17 protein-coding genes are annotated in these 21,129 nt (G+C 67.9%); 14 read left to right on the top strand and 3 right to left on the bottom strand.

The window, feature by feature from the left end; translation table 11 throughout:
- Positions 1 to 3 precede the first annotated feature (3 nt).
- From GEM_RS09980 to GEM_RS09950, 7 genes are all read left to right on the top strand, one after another.
- Complete coding sequence (locus GEM_RS09980; RefSeq protein WP_014897280.1) at positions 4 to 1,578, top strand: sugar ABC transporter ATP-binding protein; 1,575 nt, start codon at positions 4 to 6, stop codon at positions 1,576 to 1,578.
- Between the two features lie 27 nt (positions 1,579 to 1,605).
- The gene (locus GEM_RS09975) at positions 1,606 to 2,631 is read left to right on the top strand and encodes an ABC transporter permease (protein ID WP_014897279.1); all 1,026 of its coding nucleotides are present in this window, start codon (positions 1,606 to 1,608) and stop codon (positions 2,629 to 2,631) included.
- 37 nt (positions 2,632 to 2,668) lie between these two features.
- A complete protein-coding gene (locus GEM_RS09970; RefSeq protein ID WP_014897278.1) occupies positions 2,669 to 3,580 on the top strand; it encodes a sugar phosphate isomerase/epimerase family protein in 912 nt (303 codons plus the stop codon).
- Between the two features lie 74 nt (positions 3,581 to 3,654).
- Positions 3,655 to 4,668, top strand: coding sequence for a Gfo/Idh/MocA family protein (locus GEM_RS09965; RefSeq protein WP_014897277.1), 1,014 nt, complete (start codon positions 3,655 to 3,657; stop codon positions 4,666 to 4,668).
- A gap of 59 nt (positions 4,669 to 4,727) precedes the next feature.
- Entirely contained in the window at positions 4,728 to 5,654 is a 927-nt protein-coding gene (locus GEM_RS09960; RefSeq protein WP_014897276.1) for a TIM barrel protein, read from the top strand.
- Between the two features lie 55 nt (positions 5,655 to 5,709).
- On the top strand, positions 5,710 to 6,882 hold the full coding sequence (locus GEM_RS09955; RefSeq protein ID WP_014897275.1) for a Gfo/Idh/MocA family protein: 1,173 nt from the start codon (positions 5,710 to 5,712) through the stop codon (positions 6,880 to 6,882).
- A gap of 282 nt (positions 6,883 to 7,164) precedes the next feature.
- Positions 7,165 to 8,049: a MurR/RpiR family transcriptional regulator gene (locus GEM_RS09950; RefSeq protein WP_014897274.1), complete on the top strand. Its 885-nt coding sequence runs from the start codon at positions 7,165 to 7,167 to the stop codon at positions 8,047 to 8,049.
- Between the two features lie 61 nt (positions 8,050 to 8,110).
- Here GEM_RS09950 and GEM_RS09945 read toward each other — a convergent pair whose 3' ends face one another.
- Positions 8,111 to 9,631 (bottom strand): CoA-acylating methylmalonate-semialdehyde dehydrogenase, encoded by a 1,521-nt coding sequence (locus GEM_RS09945; RefSeq protein WP_014897273.1) that lies wholly within the window; start codon positions 9,629 to 9,631, stop codon positions 8,111 to 8,113.
- A 109-nt stretch (positions 9,632 to 9,740) separates the two neighbouring features.
- On the opposite strand from GEM_RS09945, the gene GEM_RS09940 reads away from it, so the two are divergent.
- The 7 genes from GEM_RS09940 (at position 9,741) to GEM_RS09910 (ending at position 17,075) form a co-directional block, all read left to right on the top strand.
- Positions 9,741 to 10,676: a LysR family transcriptional regulator gene (locus tag GEM_RS09940; RefSeq protein ID WP_041490506.1), complete on the top strand. Its 936-nt coding sequence runs from the start codon at positions 9,741 to 9,743 to the stop codon at positions 10,674 to 10,676.
- Between the two features lie 118 nt (positions 10,677 to 10,794).
- The gene (locus tag GEM_RS09935) at positions 10,795 to 11,022 is read left to right on the top strand and encodes a sulfurtransferase TusA family protein (RefSeq protein ID WP_006753156.1); all 228 of its coding nucleotides are present in this window, start codon (positions 10,795 to 10,797) and stop codon (positions 11,020 to 11,022) included.
- A 222-nt stretch (positions 11,023 to 11,244) separates the two neighbouring features.
- Positions 11,245 to 11,709: a hypothetical protein gene (locus GEM_RS09930; protein WP_014897271.1), complete on the top strand. Its 465-nt coding sequence runs from the start codon at positions 11,245 to 11,247 to the stop codon at positions 11,707 to 11,709.
- 253 nt (positions 11,710 to 11,962) lie between these two features.
- Positions 11,963 to 12,667, top strand: a complete 705-nt coding sequence (locus tag GEM_RS09925; RefSeq protein ID WP_014897270.1) for a response regulator transcription factor — start codon at positions 11,963 to 11,965, stop codon at positions 12,665 to 12,667.
- Entirely contained in the window at positions 12,664 to 14,025 is a 1,362-nt protein-coding gene (locus tag GEM_RS09920) for a FecR family protein (RefSeq protein WP_014897269.1), read from the top strand. The genes GEM_RS09925 and GEM_RS09920 overlap by 4 nt, the downstream gene beginning before the upstream one ends.
- A 10-nt stretch (positions 14,026 to 14,035) precedes the next feature.
- On the top strand, positions 14,036 to 16,423 hold the full coding sequence (locus tag GEM_RS09915; protein ID WP_014897268.1) for a CHASE2 domain-containing protein: 2,388 nt from the start codon (positions 14,036 to 14,038) through the stop codon (positions 16,421 to 16,423).
- 37 nt (positions 16,424 to 16,460) lie between these two features.
- Positions 16,461 to 17,075: a DUF4136 domain-containing protein gene (locus GEM_RS09910; protein ID WP_014897267.1), complete on the top strand. Its 615-nt coding sequence runs from the start codon at positions 16,461 to 16,463 to the stop codon at positions 17,073 to 17,075.
- 60 nt (positions 17,076 to 17,135) lie between these two features.
- Here GEM_RS09910 and galU read toward each other — a convergent pair whose 3' ends face one another.
- Together galU and GEM_RS09900 are read right to left on the bottom strand one after the other, a co-directional pair.
- Positions 17,136 to 18,020: a UTP--glucose-1-phosphate uridylyltransferase GalU gene (gene galU, locus GEM_RS09905; RefSeq protein WP_014897266.1), complete on the bottom strand. Its 885-nt coding sequence runs from the start codon at positions 18,018 to 18,020 to the stop codon at positions 17,136 to 17,138.
- Positions 18,021 to 18,107: 87 nt separating this feature from the next.
- Entirely contained in the window at positions 18,108 to 20,975 is a 2,868-nt protein-coding gene (locus tag GEM_RS09900; protein WP_014897265.1) for a valine--tRNA ligase, read from the bottom strand.
- Positions 20,976 to 21,129 lie beyond the last annotated feature (154 nt).

Below are 21,129 nucleotides of genomic sequence, written 5' to 3'. Positions count from 1 at the left end.
TCCATGTTTACAGCCAGGATGGCGCGCTCGATGGCCAGCGAAAGCGCGCCGGCCGCCTCGTTCGCCGCACCGGGTTCGTCCGGTGCGCCCGTTGCCGATTGCCTGCTCGAGGTGCGCGGCGTCGGCAAGTCGTTTCCCGGCGTCGTCGCGCTCGACGGCGTGCAGTTCCGCGTGCGCCGCGGCACCGTGCATGCGCTGATGGGCGAGAACGGCGCCGGCAAGTCGACGCTGATGAAGATCATCGCCGGCGTCTACACGCCCGACCAGGGCGAGATCCTGATCAACGGCGAGCCCGTCGTGCTGAACGGCCCGCTCGACGCGCTCGATCGCGGCATCGCGATGATCCACCAGGAACTCAACCTGATGCCCTACATGACGGTCGCGGAGAACATCTGGATCCGCCGCGAACCGAAGAACCGCTTCGGGCTGATCGATCACGCCGAGCTGCGCCGCCGCACCGCCGCGCTGTTCGAGCGGCTGTCGATCGACATCGACCCGGAAGCGGACGTGCGCACGCTGACGGTCGCGAGCCGCCAGATGGTCGAGATCGCGAAGGCCGTGTCGTTCGACTCCGACGTGCTGATCATGGACGAGCCGACTTCCGCGCTGACCGACAAGGAAGTCACGCACCTGTTCCGGATCATTCGCCAGCTGCGCGAGCAGGGCAAGGGCATCGTCTACATCACGCACAAGATGAACGAGCTGTTCGAGATCGCCGACGAATTCTCGGTGTTTCGCGACGGCAAGTACATCGGCACGCACGCGTCGGCCGACGTCACGCGCGACGACATCATCCGGATGATGGTCGGCCGCGAGATCACGCAGATGTTCCCGAAGGAAGACGTGCCGATCGGCGACGTCGTGCTGGCCGTGAAGAACCTCGGCGTCGACGGGGTGTTCCGCGACGTCAGCTTCGAGCTGCGCGCGGGCGAGATCCTCGGCGTCGCGGGCCTCGTCGGCTCGGGGCGCTCGAACGTTGCGGAGGCGCTGTTCGGCGTCGTGCCGGCGACCTCCGGCGAGATCCTGATCGACGGCAAGCCGGTGCGCATCGCCACGCCCGCGCAGGCGATGAAGCACGGGATGGCGTTCCTCACCGAGGACCGCAAGGACACCGGCTGCTTTCTGAATCTCGACCTGCTCGCGAACATGGAAGCGGCCGTGCTCAGCAACCGCTACGTGAAGTTCAATTTCGTGCGGCAGGCGCAGTTGAAACGCGACTGCGAGGAGATGAGCCGGATGCTGCGCGTGAAGACGCCTGGTCTGCACGAGGAAATCCAGAACCTGTCGGGCGGCAACCAGCAGAAGGTGCTGATCGGCCGCTGGTTGCTGACGCAACCGCGCATCCTGATCCTCGACGAGCCGACGCGCGGCATCGACGTCGGCGCGAAGGCCGAGATTCACCGGCTCGTCAGCGCGCTCGCCGGCAAGGGCGTCGCGGTGCTGATGATCTCGTCGGAGATGCCGGAAGTGCTCGGCATGAGCGATCGCGTGATGGTGATGCACGAGGGCCGCATGACCGGCATCGTCGAACGCAAGGATGCCGACCAGGTCCGCATCATGGACCTGGCCTCGCGCTGAGCCGCAACAAGCATGGAGACAACTGAAATGGGCAATCTGAATCCGGTCGCGGACGCGCAGTCCATCACGATCAAGTCGCGGCACACGAAGTGGCCGCCCGAACTGAGCATCTTTCTCGTCCTGGTGGGCATCAGCCTGTTCTTCGAGGTGATCGGCTGGCTCGTCGTCGGCCAGAGCTTCCTGTTCAACGCGGAGCGGCTCGAGATCATCGTGTTGCAGATGGCCGTGATCGGCATCATCGCGGTCGGCGTGAACCTCGTGATCATCACCAGCGGGATCGACCTGTCGTCAGGGTCGGTCGTCGCCGCGGCGGCCGTCGTGTCGGCCAGCCTCGCGCAGGTGTCCGATTTTCCGCGCGCGGTGTTCCCGCACCTGACCGACCTGCCGGTTATCTGGCCGGTACTGGCCGGCGTCTGCGTCGGGCTGCTGGTCGGCCTGCTGAACGGCTCGCTGATCGCGCTGACGGGCATCCCGCCGTTCATTGCGACGCTCGGCACGATGGTCGCCGCGCGCGGCTTCGCGAAGTGGTTCACCAACGGGATGCCGGTGTCGATGCTGACCGACCAGTTCGCGGCGATCGGCGCGGGCGCCAACCCGGTGATCATCTTCCTGGTGGTGGCCGCGATCTTCCACGTCGTGCTGCGCTACACGCGCTTCGGCAAGTACACGTACGCGATCGGTGCGAACCGCCATGCAGCCGTCGTGTCGGGCATCAACGTGACGCGCCACCTGGTGTTCGTGTATGCGATCGCCGGCCTGCTGAGCGGGATCGCGGGCACCGTGACGGCCGCGCGTGCGATCTCCGGCCAGTCGGGCATGGGCGTGATGTACGAGCTCGACGCGATCGCGGCCGTTGTGATCGGCGGCACGTCGCTGTCGGGCGGCCTCGGGCGCGTGACGGGCACCGTGATCGGCGTGCTGATTCTCGGCGTGATGACGTCGGGCTTCACGTTCATCCGGATCGACGCGTACTACCAGGAGATGGTCAAGGGCGCGATCATCGTCGCGGCCGTGATCGCCGACCAGTACCGCAACAAGAAGTCGCGCCGCTGACCGGCCGCGACTGATTCCAATACCGTTCGGGAATAACATGAAGATCGCTCTGGATCCCTACATGATTCGTCACCTGCCGCTCGACCGGCTGCCGCACGCGGTCGCCGAGCTAGGCTACGACCAGATCGAGCTGTCGCCGCGCAGCGACTTTCTCGACTGGTGGGTGATGCCGCGCGCGACGCGCGAGCGCATGGCCGGGTTCCGGCAGGCGCTGCGTGCCAGCGGCGTGGGTCTCGCGTCGCTGCAGCCGATGTACCGCTGGGCCAGCCCGTTCGAGGACGAACGTCAATGGGCGGTGCGCTGCTGGAAGAAGGCGATCGAGGTCGCGGTCGAGATGGAGTGTGCGCTGATGGTGTCCGAGTTCGGGCGCGGCGCGTCGCCGGAGCGCTCGGTCGGCGAACGGCCGGGCGCGAATCCGAAGGAGCTGTGCGAGGCCGCGTGGTTCCGTTCGATGGACGAGCTGCTGCCGATCCTCGAGCGCGAGCGCATCGTGCTGTCGGTCGAGCCGCATCCGGAGGACTGGATCGAGCAGCTGCAGCCGGCGATCGACATCGTCACGAACCTCGGCTCGCCGTCGCTGAAGCTGTCGTACATCGCGCCGCACACGTTCTACTACGGCGACGACATGGCCGCCATGATCGCGCAGGCCGCGCCGGTCCTCGCGCACGTGCGCGTGGCCGACACCTTCGACCACCGCAAGAGCAGCCAGCTGCGCTACATCGTGAACCCGCCCGGCTCGAACCAGATCCGCGTGCACCAGCATCTCGACATCGGGCAGGGCGAGATCGACTGGGACATGTTTTTCCGCGCGCTCGGCGCGGCCGGCTTCGACGGCGTGATGTCGTCGTGCGTGTTCGCATGGGAAGACCGTGCGGAAGCGTCGTCGCGCTACATGCGCGACACGATCCAGCGCTACGTCGATCGCCATTTCGAGCGTGCGGCGCGCTGACCCGTTGTAGACCCATTACTGACCGGCGCGGCATGGGCCGCGCTGCTGATGAACGAAAGACTGGAGATATCCGGATGACCTTGCAAATCGGCGTGATCGGCTGCGGTGCGATCGGCCAGGACCATATCCGCAGGCTGACGCGCACGCTGTCCGGCGCGCGCGTGGTGGCCGTCAACGACATCGATCCGCAGCAGGCGCGCGACGCGGTGACGAAATACGGCCTCGATGCGGAAATCTACGGTGACGGCCACGACGTGGTCGCGGCAGCCGACGTGCAGGCCGTGCTCGTCACGTCGTGGGGGCCGACGCACGAAGCGTTCGTGCTCGACGCGATCGCGCACGGCAAGCCGGTGTTCTGCGAGAAGCCGCTCGCGGTGACGGCCGACGGCTGCATGCGGATCGTCGCGGCCGAGGTCGCGCACGGCCGCCGGCTCGTGCAGGTCGGTTTCATGCGGCCGTACGACGATGGCTATCGCGCGCTGAAGCGCGTGATCGACAGCGGCGAGATCGGCGCACCGCTGATGCTGCATTGCGCGCACCGCAACCAGTCGGTCGGCGAGCGCTACACGACCGACATGGCGATCACCGACACGCTGATCCACGAACTCGACGTGCTGCGCTGGCTGCTCGGCGAGGACTATGCGAGCGCGCAGGTCGTCTATCCGAAGAAAACGCGCCACGCGAGCGCGCATCTCGCCGATCCGCAGATCGTGCTGCTCGACACCGCGAGCGGCGTGCGCATCGACGTCGAGATCTTCGTCAACTGCCAGTACGGCTATGACATCCAGTGCGAGGTAGTCGGCGAGAACGGCATCGCGAAGCTGCCCGATCCGCCGGCCGTCGGGCTCAAGCACGCGGCGCGGCGATCGGTCGAGATCATGACCGACTGGAAGGCGCGCTTCATCGCGTCGTACGACGTCGAGCTGCAGGCATTCATCGACGGCGTGCGGCAGGGCGCGCTGACCGGCCCGTCCGCGTGGGACGGCTACGCGGCGGCGGTCGCGGCCGACGCGTGCGTGCGCGCGCAGCGGAGCGGGGCGGTCGAGCCGATCGCGATGGCCGAACGCCCGGCGTTCTATCGCGGCTGAGCCGTGGCCGCGTCATCACGCTCGCGGCCGTGCGCCGCCTACCTACCGGACTGACCGACATGACGATGAAGATTGGCTGCGCGCCCTGCTGCTGGGGCGTCGACGACGTGAACAATCCGCACCTGCCGCCGTGGCGGCGCGTGCTCGCCGAGGCCGCGCAGGCCGGCTATTCGGGCATCGAGCTTGGGCCCTACGGCTATATCCCGCTCGAACTCGACGTGGTGAGCGCCGAGCTCGAGCGGCAGCACCTGAGCATCACCGCCGGCACGATCTTCGACGACCTGGTGTCGCCGGAGAACCTGCCGAACCTGCTGCGCCAGACGCGCGAGATCTGCGCGCTGATCACGCGGCTGCCGAAGCTGCCGACCCAGGACGGCCAGCGCTACGCGGCGCCGTACCTGGTCGTGATGGACTGGGGGCACGAGGAGCGCGATTACGCGGCCGGTCATGCCGAGCGCGCGCCGCGGCTGTCCGACGAACGCTGGGCGCGGATGGTCGACCATATCCGCCAGATCGCGACCATCGCGCGCGACGAATTCGGCGTGCGCGCGGTGATCCATCCGCATGCGGGCGGCTACATCGAGTTCGCGGACGAGATCGACCGGATCGTCGCCGACATCGCGGCCGATACGGCAGGCCTGTGTCTCGACACCGGCCATCTGTACTACTCGGGCATGGATCCCGAAACGTGGCTGCGCCGCCATGCGGCGCGCCTCGACTACGTGCATTTCAAGGATATCGACGCGGCCGTGTACGACGCGGTGATGGGCGAGCACATCGCGTTCTTCGCCGCCTGCGCGCGCGGCGTGATGTGCCCGATCGGCAACGGCGTGCTCGACTATCGCGCGATCCGCCGCGTGCTCGACGAGATCGGCTATGCCGGCTATATCACGATCGAGCAGGAGCGCGATCCGCGCAACGCCGGCACGAGCTTGCGCGACGTTGCGGCAAGCCGCGCGTTTCTCGCGGCGGCCGGGTTCGCGTGAACGAGCGGCTCCCTGAACATCTGAACAGCTGAATAAAGACAGGAACACGACAATCATGATCGACGGACAGATTCTGCTAGGGCATTCGATTCCCTGGGGCATGGTCGGCGGCGGGCTCGGCAGCCAGATCGGCTACAGCCACCGGTCGGCCGCAGTGCGCGACGGCAGCTTCCAGCTGGTCGCCGGCGCGTTCGATATCGATGCCGAGCGCGGCCGGCAGTTCGGCGTGAAGCTCGGCGTCGACGCCGGGCGCTGCTATCACGACTACCGGACCATGTTCGAGACCGAGGCGAAGCGTGCCGATGGCATCCGCGCGGTGTCGATCGCGACGCCGAACAACACGCACTTCGAGATCTGCCGCGCCGCGCTGAACGCGGGGCTGCACGTGGTGTGCGAGAAGCCGCTGTGCTTCACGACCGAGGAGGCCGAGGCGCTGCAGCGGCTGTCGGTCGAGAAGAACCGGATCGTCGGCGTCGCATACGGCTATTCAGGTCACCAGATGATCGAGCAGGCGCGCGAGATGATCGCGCGCGGCGATCTCGGCGAGATCCGCATCGTGCAGATGCAGTTCGCGCACGGCTTCCACAGCGAGGGCGTCGAGGCCGCGAGCGCGGCTGCGCGCTGGCGTGTCGATCCGAAGTTCGCGGGCCCGAGCTACGTGCTCGGCGACATCGGCACGCACCCGCTGTACATTTCGGAAGTGATGGCGCCCGAGTTGAAGATCCGCCGGCTGATGTGCTCGCGGCAGAGCTTCGTGAAGAGCCGCGCGCCGCTCGAGGACAACGCGTTCACGATCATGGAATACGATACGGGCGCGATCGGCTACGTGTGGTCGAGCGCGGTGAACGCGGGCTCGATGCACGGGCAGAAGGTGCGCGTGATCGGCTCGAAGGCGAGCGTCGAATGGTGGGACGAGCATCCGAACCAATTGCGCTACGAAATCCAGGGGCAGCCCGCGCAGGTGCTCGATCGCGGCATGGGCTATCTGCATCCGCACGCATTGCGTGAAGATCGCATCGGCGCCGGGCATCCGGAAGGGTTGTTCGAAGCGTGGTCGAACCTGTATGCGCGCTTCGCGCTCGCGATGGACGCGGCCGACCGCGGCGACGTGCAAGCGTTGCAGCAAATCCGCTTTCCGGACGTCCATGCGGGCGTCGAAGGCGTGCGGTGGGTCGAGAACTGCGTGCGGTCCGCCGATGCGGGCGGCGTGTGGGTCGACTATCGTTGAGCCATGGCTAGCCGATGCGCGGCATCGGCCAGCGGCCGCGGGCGGCGGCGTTCACGTCGGTAAACGCCCTAATCTTTACGGCACGGCGAGAGCGTTGGACAATCGTTTCCAGTATCGCCGTGGAGCGTGTGCAGGTGATGATCGAGCGCGTGGGAGCGAGCGTGCGGCGCGGGCCGCGCCGCAAACGTGATTAAATTCGCCCTTCATGCATGTATCCAGGTGAGTCCCGGGCCGCGTCCGTCAGCCGCGCGCGCAGCGGGGCCGTCAACTTCGCGCTATCCGATGAGCTCATCCGAGAATCCTCCCGCCACCGTCGAGCAGTTCCTGCAGCATCTGACGCAGGAGTATGACGGCCTCAGCAACCGCCTGAAGGTGATTGCGCGTCACGTGGAAACGCATCGCGACCAGCTTGGCCTGGAAGGCATCCAGTCGCTCGCGGAGGCGTGCGGCGTCCAGCCGTCGGCCGTCGTGCGGTTCGCGAAGCATTTCGGCTTCTCCGGTTTTTCCGAGATGCAGCGGCTGTTCCGCGAGGGGCTGGCCCAGCAGATCGCGCCGGGGCGCGCGTACAACCTGCGGCTGCGCGACGTGATCGAATCGGGCTCGGCGAGCCTGCAGCCCGAGCAGATCGCCGACGAATTCATCAAGGGCAGCATTGCCGGGATGCAGCAGCTGCGGCAGACGCTCGACCCGCAGGCGCTCGCGCAGGCCGTCGACCTGCTCGCCGACACCCAGGCGATCTGGATCGCCGGCTCGCGCCGCGCGTTTCCGATCGCCGTGTATCTCGACTATGCGCTGCAGCACACCGACAAGCGCATCGGGCTGTTCAGCGCGCTCGGCAGCATGCATCTCGGGCAGATCCGGTCGGTGCGCGAGGGCGACGTGATGATCGTCATCTCGTTCATGCCGTATGCGGAAGAAACCGTGCAGGTCGCGCAGCAGGCCGTGCAGCGCGGCGCGCGCCTGATCGCGATCACCGACAGCCGGATGAGCCCGCTCGCGCGGGAGGCCGAGGTGACGCTGATGGTGCAGGACAGTGCGACGTTCGGGTTCCGCGCGCTGACGGCGACGATGGGCCTCGCGCAGAGCCTGTTCGTCGCGCTCGCGTACCGGCTCGAGCTGTCGTACCTGCCGACCGCCGACGGCGCGCACGACACGAAGGCCGGCTGACGCCGGCCACCGGCTGGCAAGCCGCCCGCGGGATCGACCGGCGGGCGGCACGCCGCATCGCTTACTTCGCGGTCGGCATCGCGAACTCGGCGCCCTTGCCGATGCTCGACGACCAGCGCTGCATCACCGACTTCTGGCGCGTATAGAAGCGCACGCCTTCCTCGCCGTATGCATGCATGTCGCCGAACAGGCTCTTCTTCCAGCCGCCGAAGCCGTGCCATGCCATCGGCACCGGAATCGGCACGTTGATGCCGACCATCCCGACCTGGATGCGCCGCGCGAATTCGCGCGCGATGCCGCCGTCGCTCGTGAAGCATGCGACGCCGTTGCCGAACTCGTGCGCGTTGATCAGGTCGACCGCTGCGGCAAAATCCTTCACGCGCACGCAGCCGAGCACAGGCCCGAAGATTTCTTCCTTGTAGATGCGCATGTCGGGGCTCACGTGATCGAACAGCGTGCCGCCGGTGAAGAAGCCCTCCTCGCGGCCCGGCACGCGCAGCCCGCGGCCGTCGACCACCAGTTGCGCACCTTCGCTGACGCCTTGCTCGATATAGCCTTCGATGCGCTTCAGCGCTTCGCCGGTGACGATCGGGCCCATCTCGACTTCCGGCGACATCCCGTCGCCGATCACGAGCTTGCGTGCGCGCTCGGCGACCGCCGGCACGATCCGGTCGGCCACGTCGCCGACCAGCACCGCGATGCTGATCGCCATGCAGCGCTCGCCGGCCGAGCCGTATGCGGCGCCGATCAGCGCGTCGACCGCCTGCTCGATGTTCGCATCGGGCATCACGACGAGGTGATTCTTCGCGCCGCCGAGCGCCTGCACGCGCTTGCCCGACTGCACCGCGCGCTGCTGCACGTAGGCCGCGATCGGCGTCGAGCCGACGAAGCTGACGGCCTGCACGTCCGGATGGTCGAGCAGCGCGTCGACCGCGCTCTTGTCGCCCTGCACGACGTTGAACACGCCGGCGGGCAGGCCGGCCTGCGTGAGCAGGTCGGCCATGAACAGCGCCGCCGACGGGTCGCGCTCGCTCGGCTTCAGCACGAACGTGTTGCCCGTCGCGAGTGCGACCGGGAACATCCAGCACGGCACCATGCACGGGAAGTTGAACGGCGTGATGCCCGCGACGACGCCGAGTGGCTGGCGCATCGTCCAGTTGTCGATGCCGGTGCTGACCTGGTCGGTGAAGTCGCCCTTCAGCAGTTGCGGCACGCCGCATGCGAATTCGATGATGTCGATGCCGCGTGCGACTTCGCCCTGCGCGTCGGAGAACACCTTGCCGTGCTCGGCGGTGATGATCGCCGCGAGCGTGTCGCGGTGCTCGTTCATCAGTTGCAGGAAGCGGTGCAGCACGCGCGCGCGGCGGATCGGCGGCGTCGCGGCCCAGGCCGGGAACGCGGCGTGGGCGGAGGCGACGGCCTGCTGCACTTCGTCGCCGTCGGCGAGCGCGACGCGGCGCACCGCGCGGCCGAGCGCCGGATTGAGGACGTCCTGGAAGCGGCCGCTGCGGCCGGCGACGGGCGTGCCGTCGACATAGTGGCCGACGTCGGCGTCGGACGTGTAGGCGGGAACCGGATTCATCGTGTCTCCTGAGGATGGGGGGTGGACGGAACCTAGTCTAGGCAAACCGGTGGGGCCGGAGAAGGCCGCGCAGCTTGATTCACTGTTCAGAATTCTGAATAATCAATGGATGAATCAGCAAAATGTCCAGGCGCTTTGGCCGCATATCCATTCGCTGACGGTCCTGGCCGCGGCCGGCAGTTTCACGGCTGCCGCGCAGCGGCTCGGCATCAGCAAGGCCGCGATGAGCCAGCGCATCGCCGATCTCGAAAAGGCGGCCGGCGTGCCGCTCGTGCGGCGCACGACGCGCAGCGTGCGGCTCACCGATGCGGGCCAGACGCTGGTCGACAGCACGCGCGACGCGTTCGAGTCGATCGGCCAGCACTTCGCGCGCGTGAAGGACCTGGCCGGCGAGCCGCGCGGGCTGCTGCGCGTGACGGCGCCGGTCGCGCTCGGGCGCCAGCAGGTCGTGCCGCACCTGCCCGATTTCCTGCGGCAGCACCCGGGCGTCCACATCGAGCTCGACCTGTCCGACCGGCTGCATTCGCTGACCCAGGAGGGCTTCGACCTCGCGATCCGGCATACCACCACCGCGCCGCAAACCCACGTCGCGTGGAAGCTGTGCGACACGCGTTCGCTGCTGGTCGCGAGCCGCGACTACCTCGACGCGCGCGGCGCGCCGCGCCACCCGAGCGAACTCGTCGACCACAGTTGCCTGTGCTACCTGCGCGACAACGAACCGGCCGCCTGGAGCTTCGAGCCCGACGGTCGGCGGCGCGAGCGCGTGAGCGTGCCGGTGCGCGGCAGCTTCGCGGCGAACAACAGCGAGGCGATGCGCGAGGCCGCGCTCGGCGGGCTCGGCATCGCGCTGCTGCCGGATTTCAGCGCGCAGCGCGATCTCGATGCCGGCCGGCTCGTCGCGCTGCTCGACGGGTGGCGGCCGTCGGGCGCGTTCGGCGACCACATCTTCGCGATCCGCCCCTACAGTCCGGTCGTGCCGAGCGCGGTGCGCGCGCTCGTGCGGCACCTGCGCGAGCGGCTCGCGGGCGGCTTCTCGGGCACCTGACGGCCGCCCGCAGGCGCGCCGCGCCGCGAGCCGCACCGGACAGGCGCGGCCGCGCTGCGGTAAAATCGCCGCTTCCTCCCGCGCCCCGTGCGGCGCGTCATTCGAAGGTCGAAAGCCGATGCAGATTCACAAGGAAGTGGACGCGCGCGGGCTCAATTGCCCGTTGCCGATCCTGCGCGCCAAGAAAGCGCTCGCCGATATGGAAAGCGGGCAGATCCTCAAGGTGCTCGCGACCGACCCCGGCTCGCAGCGCGATTTCGCCGCGTTCGCGAAGCAGACGGGCAACGAGATCGTCGAAGTGACGACGCAGGACAAGACCTTCGTATTCCTGATGCGCCGCCGCTGACGGCCCGCATCACGCGCCCCGAGGCGGGGCCCGGTTCCGGTCCCGGCCGCGCTTCCGAAGCGTCGGCTGCCTCTGACAATTGTTAAACCTCGCTGCGTGCCTGGCTGCGTATACTGACGCGGCCGGTCGTCCGCACTCGACGGATGCGCCGGCCGCGGTACGTCATACGAGGCGGGCACGGGGGCCATGCCTGACGCTACCGTCGTACAACGGGGAGAGGACATGTCCTTCAGACCAGGGACCATTCGAAGTCCGTCCGCAGCGGAATGCATCGTGCCCGCACGCACGTCGGGGTCGAACCGGATCGAGCTCGATCCGCAACAGGATCGTCACGCGCGTGCCGCGCTGGAGGCGTATGCCGATTCGGCGGCGGCCGAGATGCCGTGGCTGGCTGAATGGCTAGACGGGCGTTTGCATGAGGCCGCGCAGGGCGACGCCGCCGGCCTGACCTATTGCGGTGCAACGGTCGAGCGTGTGTTCGACGTTGCGCAGGCGTGGGCGTCGAGCCAGCCCGACTATGCGGCCGCGCCGTGGGACTGCGTGCGCGACCAGCTGCAGCGGATGCTGCGGCAGCCGTTGCTGCGGCAGCCGACGCTGCGGCAGCCTTCGCTGGGGCAGTCCGTGCCGCGGCGTGTGGCGGCCGACGGTTTCGCCGAGCCGGTCGCTGGCACGGCGGGTGCCGATTAAGCGGGCGATTGCGCGACGAGAAGGATTATTCGAAGAAAGGGCCGCAGTCCGCGCAATTTCTTGGCGAATTTCATACTACTATGATGAAATCGCCGGTTCGTCCGTGCCCCGTTTTTGAGATATTTGTCGCGCACGTTGCGCGGACGGTAAACAACGGCTCACCGGCTGGTGTCGCAAGTCGCGCGCGTGCTGCGCGGCGGGGTAAGCGCGGGGGAGCTGAACTGGACGAATCGATTTCGATTTGCGGGGTGCTATGAGAATTGCTGTACTGGATGACGATCCGGCCCAGACGGATTTCGTCAGTCAAACGCTGACGGCCGCCGGCCACACGTGCTATGCGTTCAAGGAAGGCAAGGCCCTGAAGAAGCGTCTGCAACGCGAGACGTTCGATCTGCTGGTGCTCGACTGGAACGTGCCCGACATGTCCGGCGAGGAAGTGCTCAAGTGGGTGCGTGCGAACCAGACCGAGCACAGCCTGCCGATCATCTTCATGACGAGCCGCGACGACGAGGCGGGGATCACGCAGATCCTCAACGCCGGCGCCGACGATTACGTGGTCAAGCCCGTGTCGGGCCCGATCCTGCGCGCGCGCATCGGCTCGCTGCTGCGCCGCGCGTATCCGGTCAACGCCGAGGCGTCCGTTCGCGAATTCGACCAGTTCCGCTTCGACGTGAACCTGAAGCAGGCTTACGTCGGCGACAAGGCCGTCAGCCTCACGCAGAAGGAATTCGAACTCGCGCTGCTGCTGTTCCAGCATCTCGACCGGCCGCTGTCGCGCGCACACATTCTCGACCTCGTGTGGAAGCAGGCGACCGACATTCCGTCGCGCACGATGGACACGCACATCTCGATGCTGCGCACGAAGCTCGGCCTGCGGCCGGAAAACGGCTATCGCCTCGCGCCGATCTACGGCTACGGCTACCGGCTCGAGCGAGTCGGCCAGGGAGAACCGGAGTGACCACGCGAACGACGCAGCGCACGGCAAGCTTGCGCACGGCGGCACTGCGCGCCGCTTGCGCGGTCGCGTTTGCGTTCGCGGCACAGCACGCGGCCGCGCAGCCGCCCGCTGCCGCGGGCAAGACGGTCGTCTACCGCACGCAGGGCGGCGACACGCTGTACGACGTCGCCGCGCGTTACTTGCAGGGTCCGGACGACTGGCAACTGCTGCAACAGATCAACGGCGTACCCGCCCCGAAGCGCCTGCAGCCCGGCATCGCGCTGAAGCTGCCGGTCGCGCGGCTGCGCAAGGAGCCGCTGACCGCGCGCGTCGTCGCGGTACAGGGCACGGCCGAGCGTGCGTCCGGCGCCGCTTATGCGCCGCTCGCGAACGATGCGGCGCTCGCCGAGGGCGACCGGGTACGCACCGGCGCGAACGGCTTCGTGACGCTCGAACTGGCCGACGGCACGCACATGAGCCTGCCGCCCGACAGCCAGCTCGACCTGAAGACCTTGCGCCGCACGGTGCTGACCGGCACGCTCGATCGCGAGTTCGAGCTCACGCGCGGCTCGGTCGACAGCGAAGTCACCCATCTGAAGAAGCGCGACGACCGCTTCCAGATCCGCTCGCCGTCGGTCGTGGCCGGCGTGCGCGGCACGCGGTTTCGCGTGAACTACGACGCGGCCGGCAATGCGGCGACGCGCGTCGAAGTGCTCGACGGCACCGTGGGCGTCGCGGGCAAGCGGCAGCCGGCCGATCCGACGCTCGTGCATGCGAACTTCGGCAGCGTCGCGACGTCGTCCGGCACGGTCGGCGCGCCGGTTCAACTGCTGCCCGCGCCGGCGCTCGCGCATCCCGACAAGGTGCAGGACGAGCCCGACGTCGCGTTCGACATCGCACCGCTCTCCGATGCGCACGCGTATCGCCTGCAACTCGCGCACGACGCGGGGATGCTCGATCCGTTCCGCGAAATGCGCACCGATGCGTCGCGCGCGGTGTTCCGCGACGTGCCGAACGGCACGTACTTCGTGCGGGTCGCCGCGCTCGACGCCAACGGCCTCGAAGGCATGCCGCGCACCTATGCGTTCGAGCGGCGCCAGATGGGGCTCGACGCGAGCGCGTCGCCCGGCGCGGCCGGCTACGAATTCCGCTGGTCGCCGAACGGCTCGGGCAAGGATGCGCGCTACCGGTTCGTGCTGTCGCGCTCGAAGGACCTCAGCGCGCCGGTCGTCGACCAGGTCGGCCTGCAGGCCCGCAAGATCACTGTCGCACACCTGCCGCCCGGCGATTACTACTGGGCGGTGACGGTCGAGGAATTCGAAGGCGGCAAGTTCTACCAGAAGACGAGTCCGGTCAGCGCGTTCACGTTGTCGCGCTGACCCGCGGCGCATGAAACCCGACTCCGTTTCTCCGCGGCGGCGCCTCGGCCGCCGCTTCCTGATCGAATGGATCGCGATCGGCTGCCTCGGTATCGCGGTCATTCTCGCGTGTGCGCTCGGCCGCCTGTCGTCGGGCGTTGACGGGCTGATCTACGACCGGCTGCTGATGCTGCGCAGCCTGCCGCTGTCACCCGACGTCGTCGTCGTCGATATCGACAACCAGAGCGTGTCGGCACTCGGCCGCTGGCCGTGGCCGCGCACCGTGCATGCGCGGCTGCTCGACGCGCTGGCGCGCGCGCAGCCGGCCGCCGTCGTCTACGACGTGCTGTTTACCGAGCCGTCGCCCGACGATCGCGCGTTCGCGGACGCGATGACCCGCGTGCCGACCTTCCTGCCGGTGCTGCTGAGCCCCGAACAGGCGAACGGCACGCGTACCGTCGATCCGCCGGTGCCCGAACTCGCGGCGCCCGCGACGGGGCTCGGCCACATCAATCTCGAAGTCGATCCCGACGGCATCGTGCGCAGCGTCGCGCTGCTCGAAAGCGACGGGCGCGTGCGCTGGCCGCAGCTGATGGTGCCCGTGTACCGCGCGATCCTGGCCGGCCGGCTGCATCCGGTCGGCGGCGCGCCGGGCGCGCACGCACACGACCTGTCGCGCGACGCGGCAGGCGAGGGGCGCTACCTGATCCCGTTCAGCCGCAACACGCCTGCGTATCCGACGCTGTCGTTCGACGACGTGCTCGAAGGGCGCGTGAAGCCCGACGCGCTGCGCGGCAAGATCGTCGTCGTCGGCGTGACCGCATCGGGCCTCTACGACCGCTTCGCGACGCCGGTGTCGGGCGAATTCGGCCCGCTCGCCGGCGTGTACATCCATGCGAACGTGCTCGACATGCTGACGACCGGCAGCGCGATCCTGCCCGCGTCGCGCGTCGGGCTGTTCGTCGCGTCGCTGCTGCCGCTCGCCGTGCTGCTGGGCGGCTTCCTGATGCTGTCGCCGTGGCGCTCGCTGCTGCTCACGCTGAGCCTGGCCGCGCTGGCCGTCGTCGCGAGCATGGCGCTGCTGTTCGAGGCGCGCGTGTGGCTGTCGCCCGCGCCCGCGATCTTCGGGCTGATCGCCGTGTACCCGATCTGGAACTGGCGGCGCCTCGAAATGACGATGTCGTACCTGCGCCGCGAGCTGCAGCGGCTCGCCGACGAGCCGCACCTGCTGCCCGAGGCGCCGCGGACGCGCAGCGTCGGCGGCGACGTGCTCGAACGGCAGATGGCGCTGATGGCACAGGCCGCGCAGCGCGTGCAGGACATGAAGCGCTTCGTGTGGGACAGCCTCGACAGCATGCCGGAGCCGATCTTCGTCACCGACCTGGCCGGCACCGTGCTGATCGCGAACCATGCGGCGAAGCGCTACGGGTCGCGGCTCGCGCTGCCGTTGCCGGAAGGGCGGCCGCTGCGCGCCGCGCTCGGCGAACTGACCTTCATGAAGACCGTCGATGGCAATGCCGCGCACGACATCGCGATCCGCGAGCACTGGCCGGCGGCGCTCGACCCGACGCTCGGGGCCGAAGACGATGCGATGGCGCGCGGTATCGAGGTGCGCGACCGCGACGGGCTCGACCATCTGTTACGCTACGCCCCATGTACGAACGCACAGGGCCGCGTGACGGGCTGGATTGCCGGCCTCGTCGACGTGACCGAGCTGCACGCGGCCGAGCGGCAGCGCGAGGAGGCGCTGCACCTGCTGTCGCACGACATGCGCTCGCCGCAGTCGTCGATCCTCGCACTGGTCGAGATCGAGCGCGATCGCGCCGAGTCGGACACGATGCGCGGGCTGCTCGCGCGGATCGAGCGTTATGCGCACCGCGCGCTGTCGCTCGCCGACGAGTTCGTGCAGCTGGCGCGCGCGGAGTCGCAGGCGTACCAGTTCGAAGCGACGAGCGTCGTCGACGTGCTGATCGACGCGAGCGACGAGGTCTGGCCGCAGGCGCAGGCGAAGCGCATCCGCATCGATACCGACGTCGGCACCGACATGTGCTGGATGCGTGCCGACCGCTCGCTGATCACGCGCGCGTTCGTCAACCTGCTGAACAATGCGGTCAAATACAGTCCGTCCGACACGGTGATCGCGTGTACGCTGACGGTCGAACACGCATCGAAGCGGATGTTCTGTACGATTCGCGATCAGGGGTACGGCATCGCGCCGGAAGATCAGCGGCATCTGTTCGAGCGTTTCAAGCGGTTCCATGCCGGCGAGCGGCCCGAAATCTCGGGTTCCGGGCTCGGCATGGCATTCGTGAAGACGGTCGTCACGCGCCATGGCGGCAGCGTGACGGTCGACAGCGAAGTGGGGGTCGGCACCGCGGTGACGGTGTCGCTGCCCGCGATCGACGAGCCGTCCGCCTGACAGGGCCGGGCACGACGGCAGGCATTTGGGGGAACTCATGAGAAAGGAATGGGCAGCGGCCGCTCTGGCGGCGTCGCTGTTGACCGGCTGCGCCGGCGTCACGACCGGCGTGAGCGCGCTCGGGCAGCCGAACGCGTTCGCATCCGGCGCGCACGGCTACGATTTCGTCCGCACGGCCGCTCAGGCCGACGATGCCGAATACCGGCAGATCGAGACGCTCGTGCGCGGCGAACTCGCGCACCGCGGCTTCGACGCGCAGCCCGGGGCGGCCGCGCGCTACCGGCTGTCGATCGCGTACGCGACGCAGCCGGCGTCGGTCGCTACGACGGCCGACCAGTGCGGTGCGGCAAGCAGCGCGTGCGTGACTGTCGACGGGCCGGCGCCGTTCGCGCTGCCGTTCGCGGGCACCGTGTATCGCCACGTGCTGACGCTGCGGTTCGTCGACGCGAACTCGGGTGCCGACGTTTATCGCGTGTCGGCGTCGCTGCGCGACCGCGAGGCGGGCACGCAGCAGGCCGCGCCGGCGCTCGTGAAGAGCGCGCTCGCGAAGCTGCCGTACGAGCAGGGCGACGGCTGGCTCGTCAAGACGAAAAAAGACGACGCGGGCGGGATGCCGGGCGTCGTCTCGGTGAAGCCGGCCGCCACGCACTGACGCGCCGGCCGTGAGGTGAGGGCGGGCCCGCCGCGAAGGCGAGGCCGGCCCGTGCCGCGTTCAGGCGGCCGGTTGCGTGTTGCCGCGCGCGCGCAGGTACGCGTCGAACTCGGCGGCCACTTCCGGGTGGCGCAGCGCGAATTCGACCGTCGCCTTCAGGTAGCCGAGCTTGCTGCCGCAGTCGTAGCGCGTGCCCTGGTACTTGTAGGCCAGCACCTGCTCGTCGGCGAGCAGCGCCTGGATCGCGTCGGTGAGCTGCAACTCGCCGCCCGCGCCCGGCTTCAGCGCGCGCAGGTGTTCGAAGATCCGCGGCTTCAGGATGTAGCGGCCGACCACGCCGAGGTTCGACGGCGCGACGTCCGGTTCCGGCTTCTCGACGATCGCCGACATCTTGACGATCGATTCTTCCCACTCCTTGCCGTCGACGATCCCGTACGACTTCGTGTCCGACGGCGGGATCTCTTCCACGCCGATCACCGAGCTGTGATAGTGGTCGAACACGTCGACCATCTGCTTCATCACGGGCGGGTTGCCGTCGAGCAGGTCGTCGGCGAGGATCACCGCGAACGGGTTGTCGGCCACGAGCTTTTCGGCGCACAGCACCGCATGGCCGAGGCCGAGCGCTTCCGGCTGGCGCACGTAGAAGCAGTCGACATGGCTCGGCTTGATGCTGCGCACGAGTTCGAGCAGCTTCTCCTTGCCACGTGCCTCGAGTTCGGCCTCGACTTCGTACGACTTGTCGAAGTGGTCCTCGATCGCGCGCTTGCTGCGCCCGGTCACGAAGATCATCTCGGTGATGCCCGCGGCGATCGCTTCCTCGACCGCGTACTGGATCAGCGGCTTGTCGACGACCGGCAACATTTCCTTCGGGCTCGCCTTCGTTGCCGGCAGGAACCGCGTGCCGAGACCGGCGACGGGGAATACTGCCTTGGTGACTTTCAACATGATCGAACCTTTATTCCTGTAATCGACTTGTCAGACGGGCTATGTTCACGTTCCGATTATAGTGAACGCAAACGACCTTACCGTTTGTTACGCAGGCAACCGATCGAGCTGCGCACGCAGTTTTTCGAGCGTGCTCTGGAATTCGGCGACGCGCTTCTGCTCCTGTTCGACCACGGCCGGCGGCGCTTTCGCGACGAATGCCTCGTTGCCGAGCTTCGCATTGCACTTCGCGATCTCGCCCGTCAGGCGCGCGATTTCCTTCGACAGGCGCTCGCGTTCCGCCGCGACGTCGATTTCCACCTTCAGCACCAGCTTGTTCGGACCGACGATCGCGATCGGCGCGCCGTGCGCTTCCTTGTCGAGCGTCGCTTCGTCCGCGAGGATCTGCACTTCCGACAGGCGGGCGAGGGCCTGGACGTACGGCGCGAACGAGCGCAGGCGCTCGGCGTCGCCGGCTGCGAGCAGCGGCACCTTGGTCGCCGGCGACAGGTTCATCTCGCCGCGCAGGTTGCGGCACGCGTCGACGATCGCCTTCAGGTCGGCCGCCCATTGTTCGGACGCCTCGTCGATCTTCTGCAGGTTCGCGACCGGATACGCCTGCGTCATCAGCGACGCTTCGCCCTCGGCCTTGCCTTGCGGATAACGGCCGGCGAGCGGCGCGACCTTCTGCCAGAGCGCTTCGGTGATGAACGGGATGATCGGGTGCGCGAGGCGCAGCACCGTTTCCAGCACGCGCAGCAGCGTGCGGCGCGTCGCGCGCTGCTGTTCCGGCGTGCCGTTCTGGATCTGCACCTTCGCGAGTTCGAGATACCAGTCGCAGTACTCGTCCCACACGAACTTGTAGATGCTGGTCGCGATGTTGTCGAAGCGGTAATCGGCGAAACCCTTCGCGATGTCGGCTTCGGTGCGCTGCAGGAGCGACACGATCCAGCGGTCGGCCGCCGAGAAGTCGAGATAGCCGCCGGGGCCGCAGTCGCCCGCGCCGCACACTTCCGGCTTGTCGCTGCCGCAGTCGTGGCCTTCGCAGTTCATCAGCACGAAGCGCGTCGCGTTCCACAGCTTGTTGCAGAAGTTGCGGTAGCCTTCGCAGCGCGCGAGGTCGAAGTTCACGTTGCGGCCGAGCGTCGCCATCGACGCCATCGTGAAGCGCAGCGCGTCGGTGCCGAACGCGGCGATGCCGTCCGGGAATTCCTTGCGCGTCTTCTTCTCGATGGTCGCCGCCTGCTTCGGGTTCATCAGGCCCGTCGTACGTTTCGCGACCAGCGTCTCGAGGTCGATGCCGTCGACGATGTCGATCGGGTCGAGCGTGTTGCCCTTGCTCTTCGACATCTTCTGGCCTTCCGCGTCGCGCACGAGGCCGTGCACGTAGACGGTGTGGAACGGCACCTTGCCCGTGAAGTGCGTCGTCATCATCACCATCCGGGCGACCCAGAAGAAGATGATGTCGAAGCCGGTGACGAGCACCGACGACGGCAGGAAGTGCTGCAGCTCAGGCGTTTCGTTCGGCCAGCCGAGCGACGAGAACGGCACGAGCGCCGACGAGAACCACGTGTCGAGCACGTCCTCGTCGCGCTTGAGCGCGCCCGCGTAGCCCTTGGCGGCGGCCTGCGCGCGTGCTTCGTCCTCGTTGCGCGCGACGAACACCTCGCCGTTCTCGCCGTACCACGCGGGAATCTGGTGGCCCCACCACAGCTGGCGCGAGATGCACCAGTCCTGGATGTTCTCGAGCCACTGGTAGTAGGTGGTCGTCCAGTTTTCCGGCACGAACTTGATCTGGCCGTTGCGCACGACGTCGAGCGAGGTTTCGGTGATCGACTTGCCGGGGTTGAACGTGCCTTCCGGCGCCGGCTTCGTCATCGCGACGAACCACTGGTCGGTCAGCATCGGCTCGATCACGACGCCCGTGCGGTCGCCGCGCGGCACCATCAGCTTGTGCGGCTTCACGGAGTCGAGGAAGCCCTCCGCGTCGAGGTCGGCGACGATCGCCTTGCGCGCGTCGAAGCGGTCGAGGCCGCGATACTGCTCGGGGCCGTTGTCGTTGATCTTCGCGTCGAGCGTCAGGATCTCGATCGGCGCGAGGTTGTGGCGCAGGCCGACCTGGTAGTCGTTGAAGTCGTGCGCGGGCGTGACCTTCACGACGCCCGTGCCGAATTCGCGGTCGACGTAGTCGTCGGCGATCACCGGGATCTCGCGGCCCGTCAGCGGCAGCGTGACGAGCTTGCCGATCAGGTGCGCGTAGCGCTCGTCTTCCGGGTGAACCATCAGCGCGACGTCGCCGAGCATCGTCTCGGGACGCGTCGTCGCGACGGTCAGCGAGCCGGAGCCGTCGACGAGCGGGTAGCGGATGTGCCACAGATGGCCGTTTTCCTCTTCGCTCGCGACTTCGAGGTCCGACACCGCGGTGAGCAGCACCGGATCCCAGTTGACGAGGCGCTTGCCGCGGTAGATCAGGCCCTGTTCATAGAGCGTGACGAACACGTCGCGCACGGCGGCCGACATCTTGTCGTCCATCGTGAAATATTCGCGCGACCAGTCGGTCGACGCGCCGAGGCGGCGCACCTGGCCGGTGATCGTCGAGCCCGATTTCTCCTTCCATTCCCAGACGCGCTCGACGAACTGCTCGCGGCCGAGGTCATGGCGCGACACGCCCTGGGCATCGAGCTGGCGCTCGACGACGATCTGGGTCGCGATCCCCGCGTGGTCGGTGCCGGGCACCCACAGCGTGTTCTCGCCGAGCATCCGGTGGTAGCGGGCGAGGCCGTCCATGATGGTCTGGTTGAACGCGTGGCCCATGTGCAGCGTGCCGGTGACGTTCGGCGGCGGCAGCTGGATCGCGAAATCGGGACGTGCCGGGTCGAATGCCGGGGCGGCATAGCCGCGTTTTTCCCACTCCGGCCCCCATTGGGACTCGATGGTGTGGGGCTCGAAACTCTTCGCAAGCGTGCTGTCGCTCATGGTTGGAAATCTGCCGAAAAATGCGTGAATTGGATGCCGAATCTGACAATTATAAATGGATGCACATCGGCCAGCTATCGCCTTGCCCGCGCGGGCCCGTCGCAACGCGGTCGCCATGCCGTTGCAGCATGCCGCCGAACGGATCGGGAACGGC

This window comes from Burkholderia cepacia GG4 (genome assembly GCF_000292915.1).
GTDB classification, from domain to species: domain Bacteria; phylum Pseudomonadota; class Gammaproteobacteria; order Burkholderiales; family Burkholderiaceae; genus Burkholderia; species Burkholderia cepacia_D.
The sequence above is the reverse complement of the archived record's forward strand: the minus strand, read 5'-3'. Positions and strand labels throughout refer to the sequence as shown.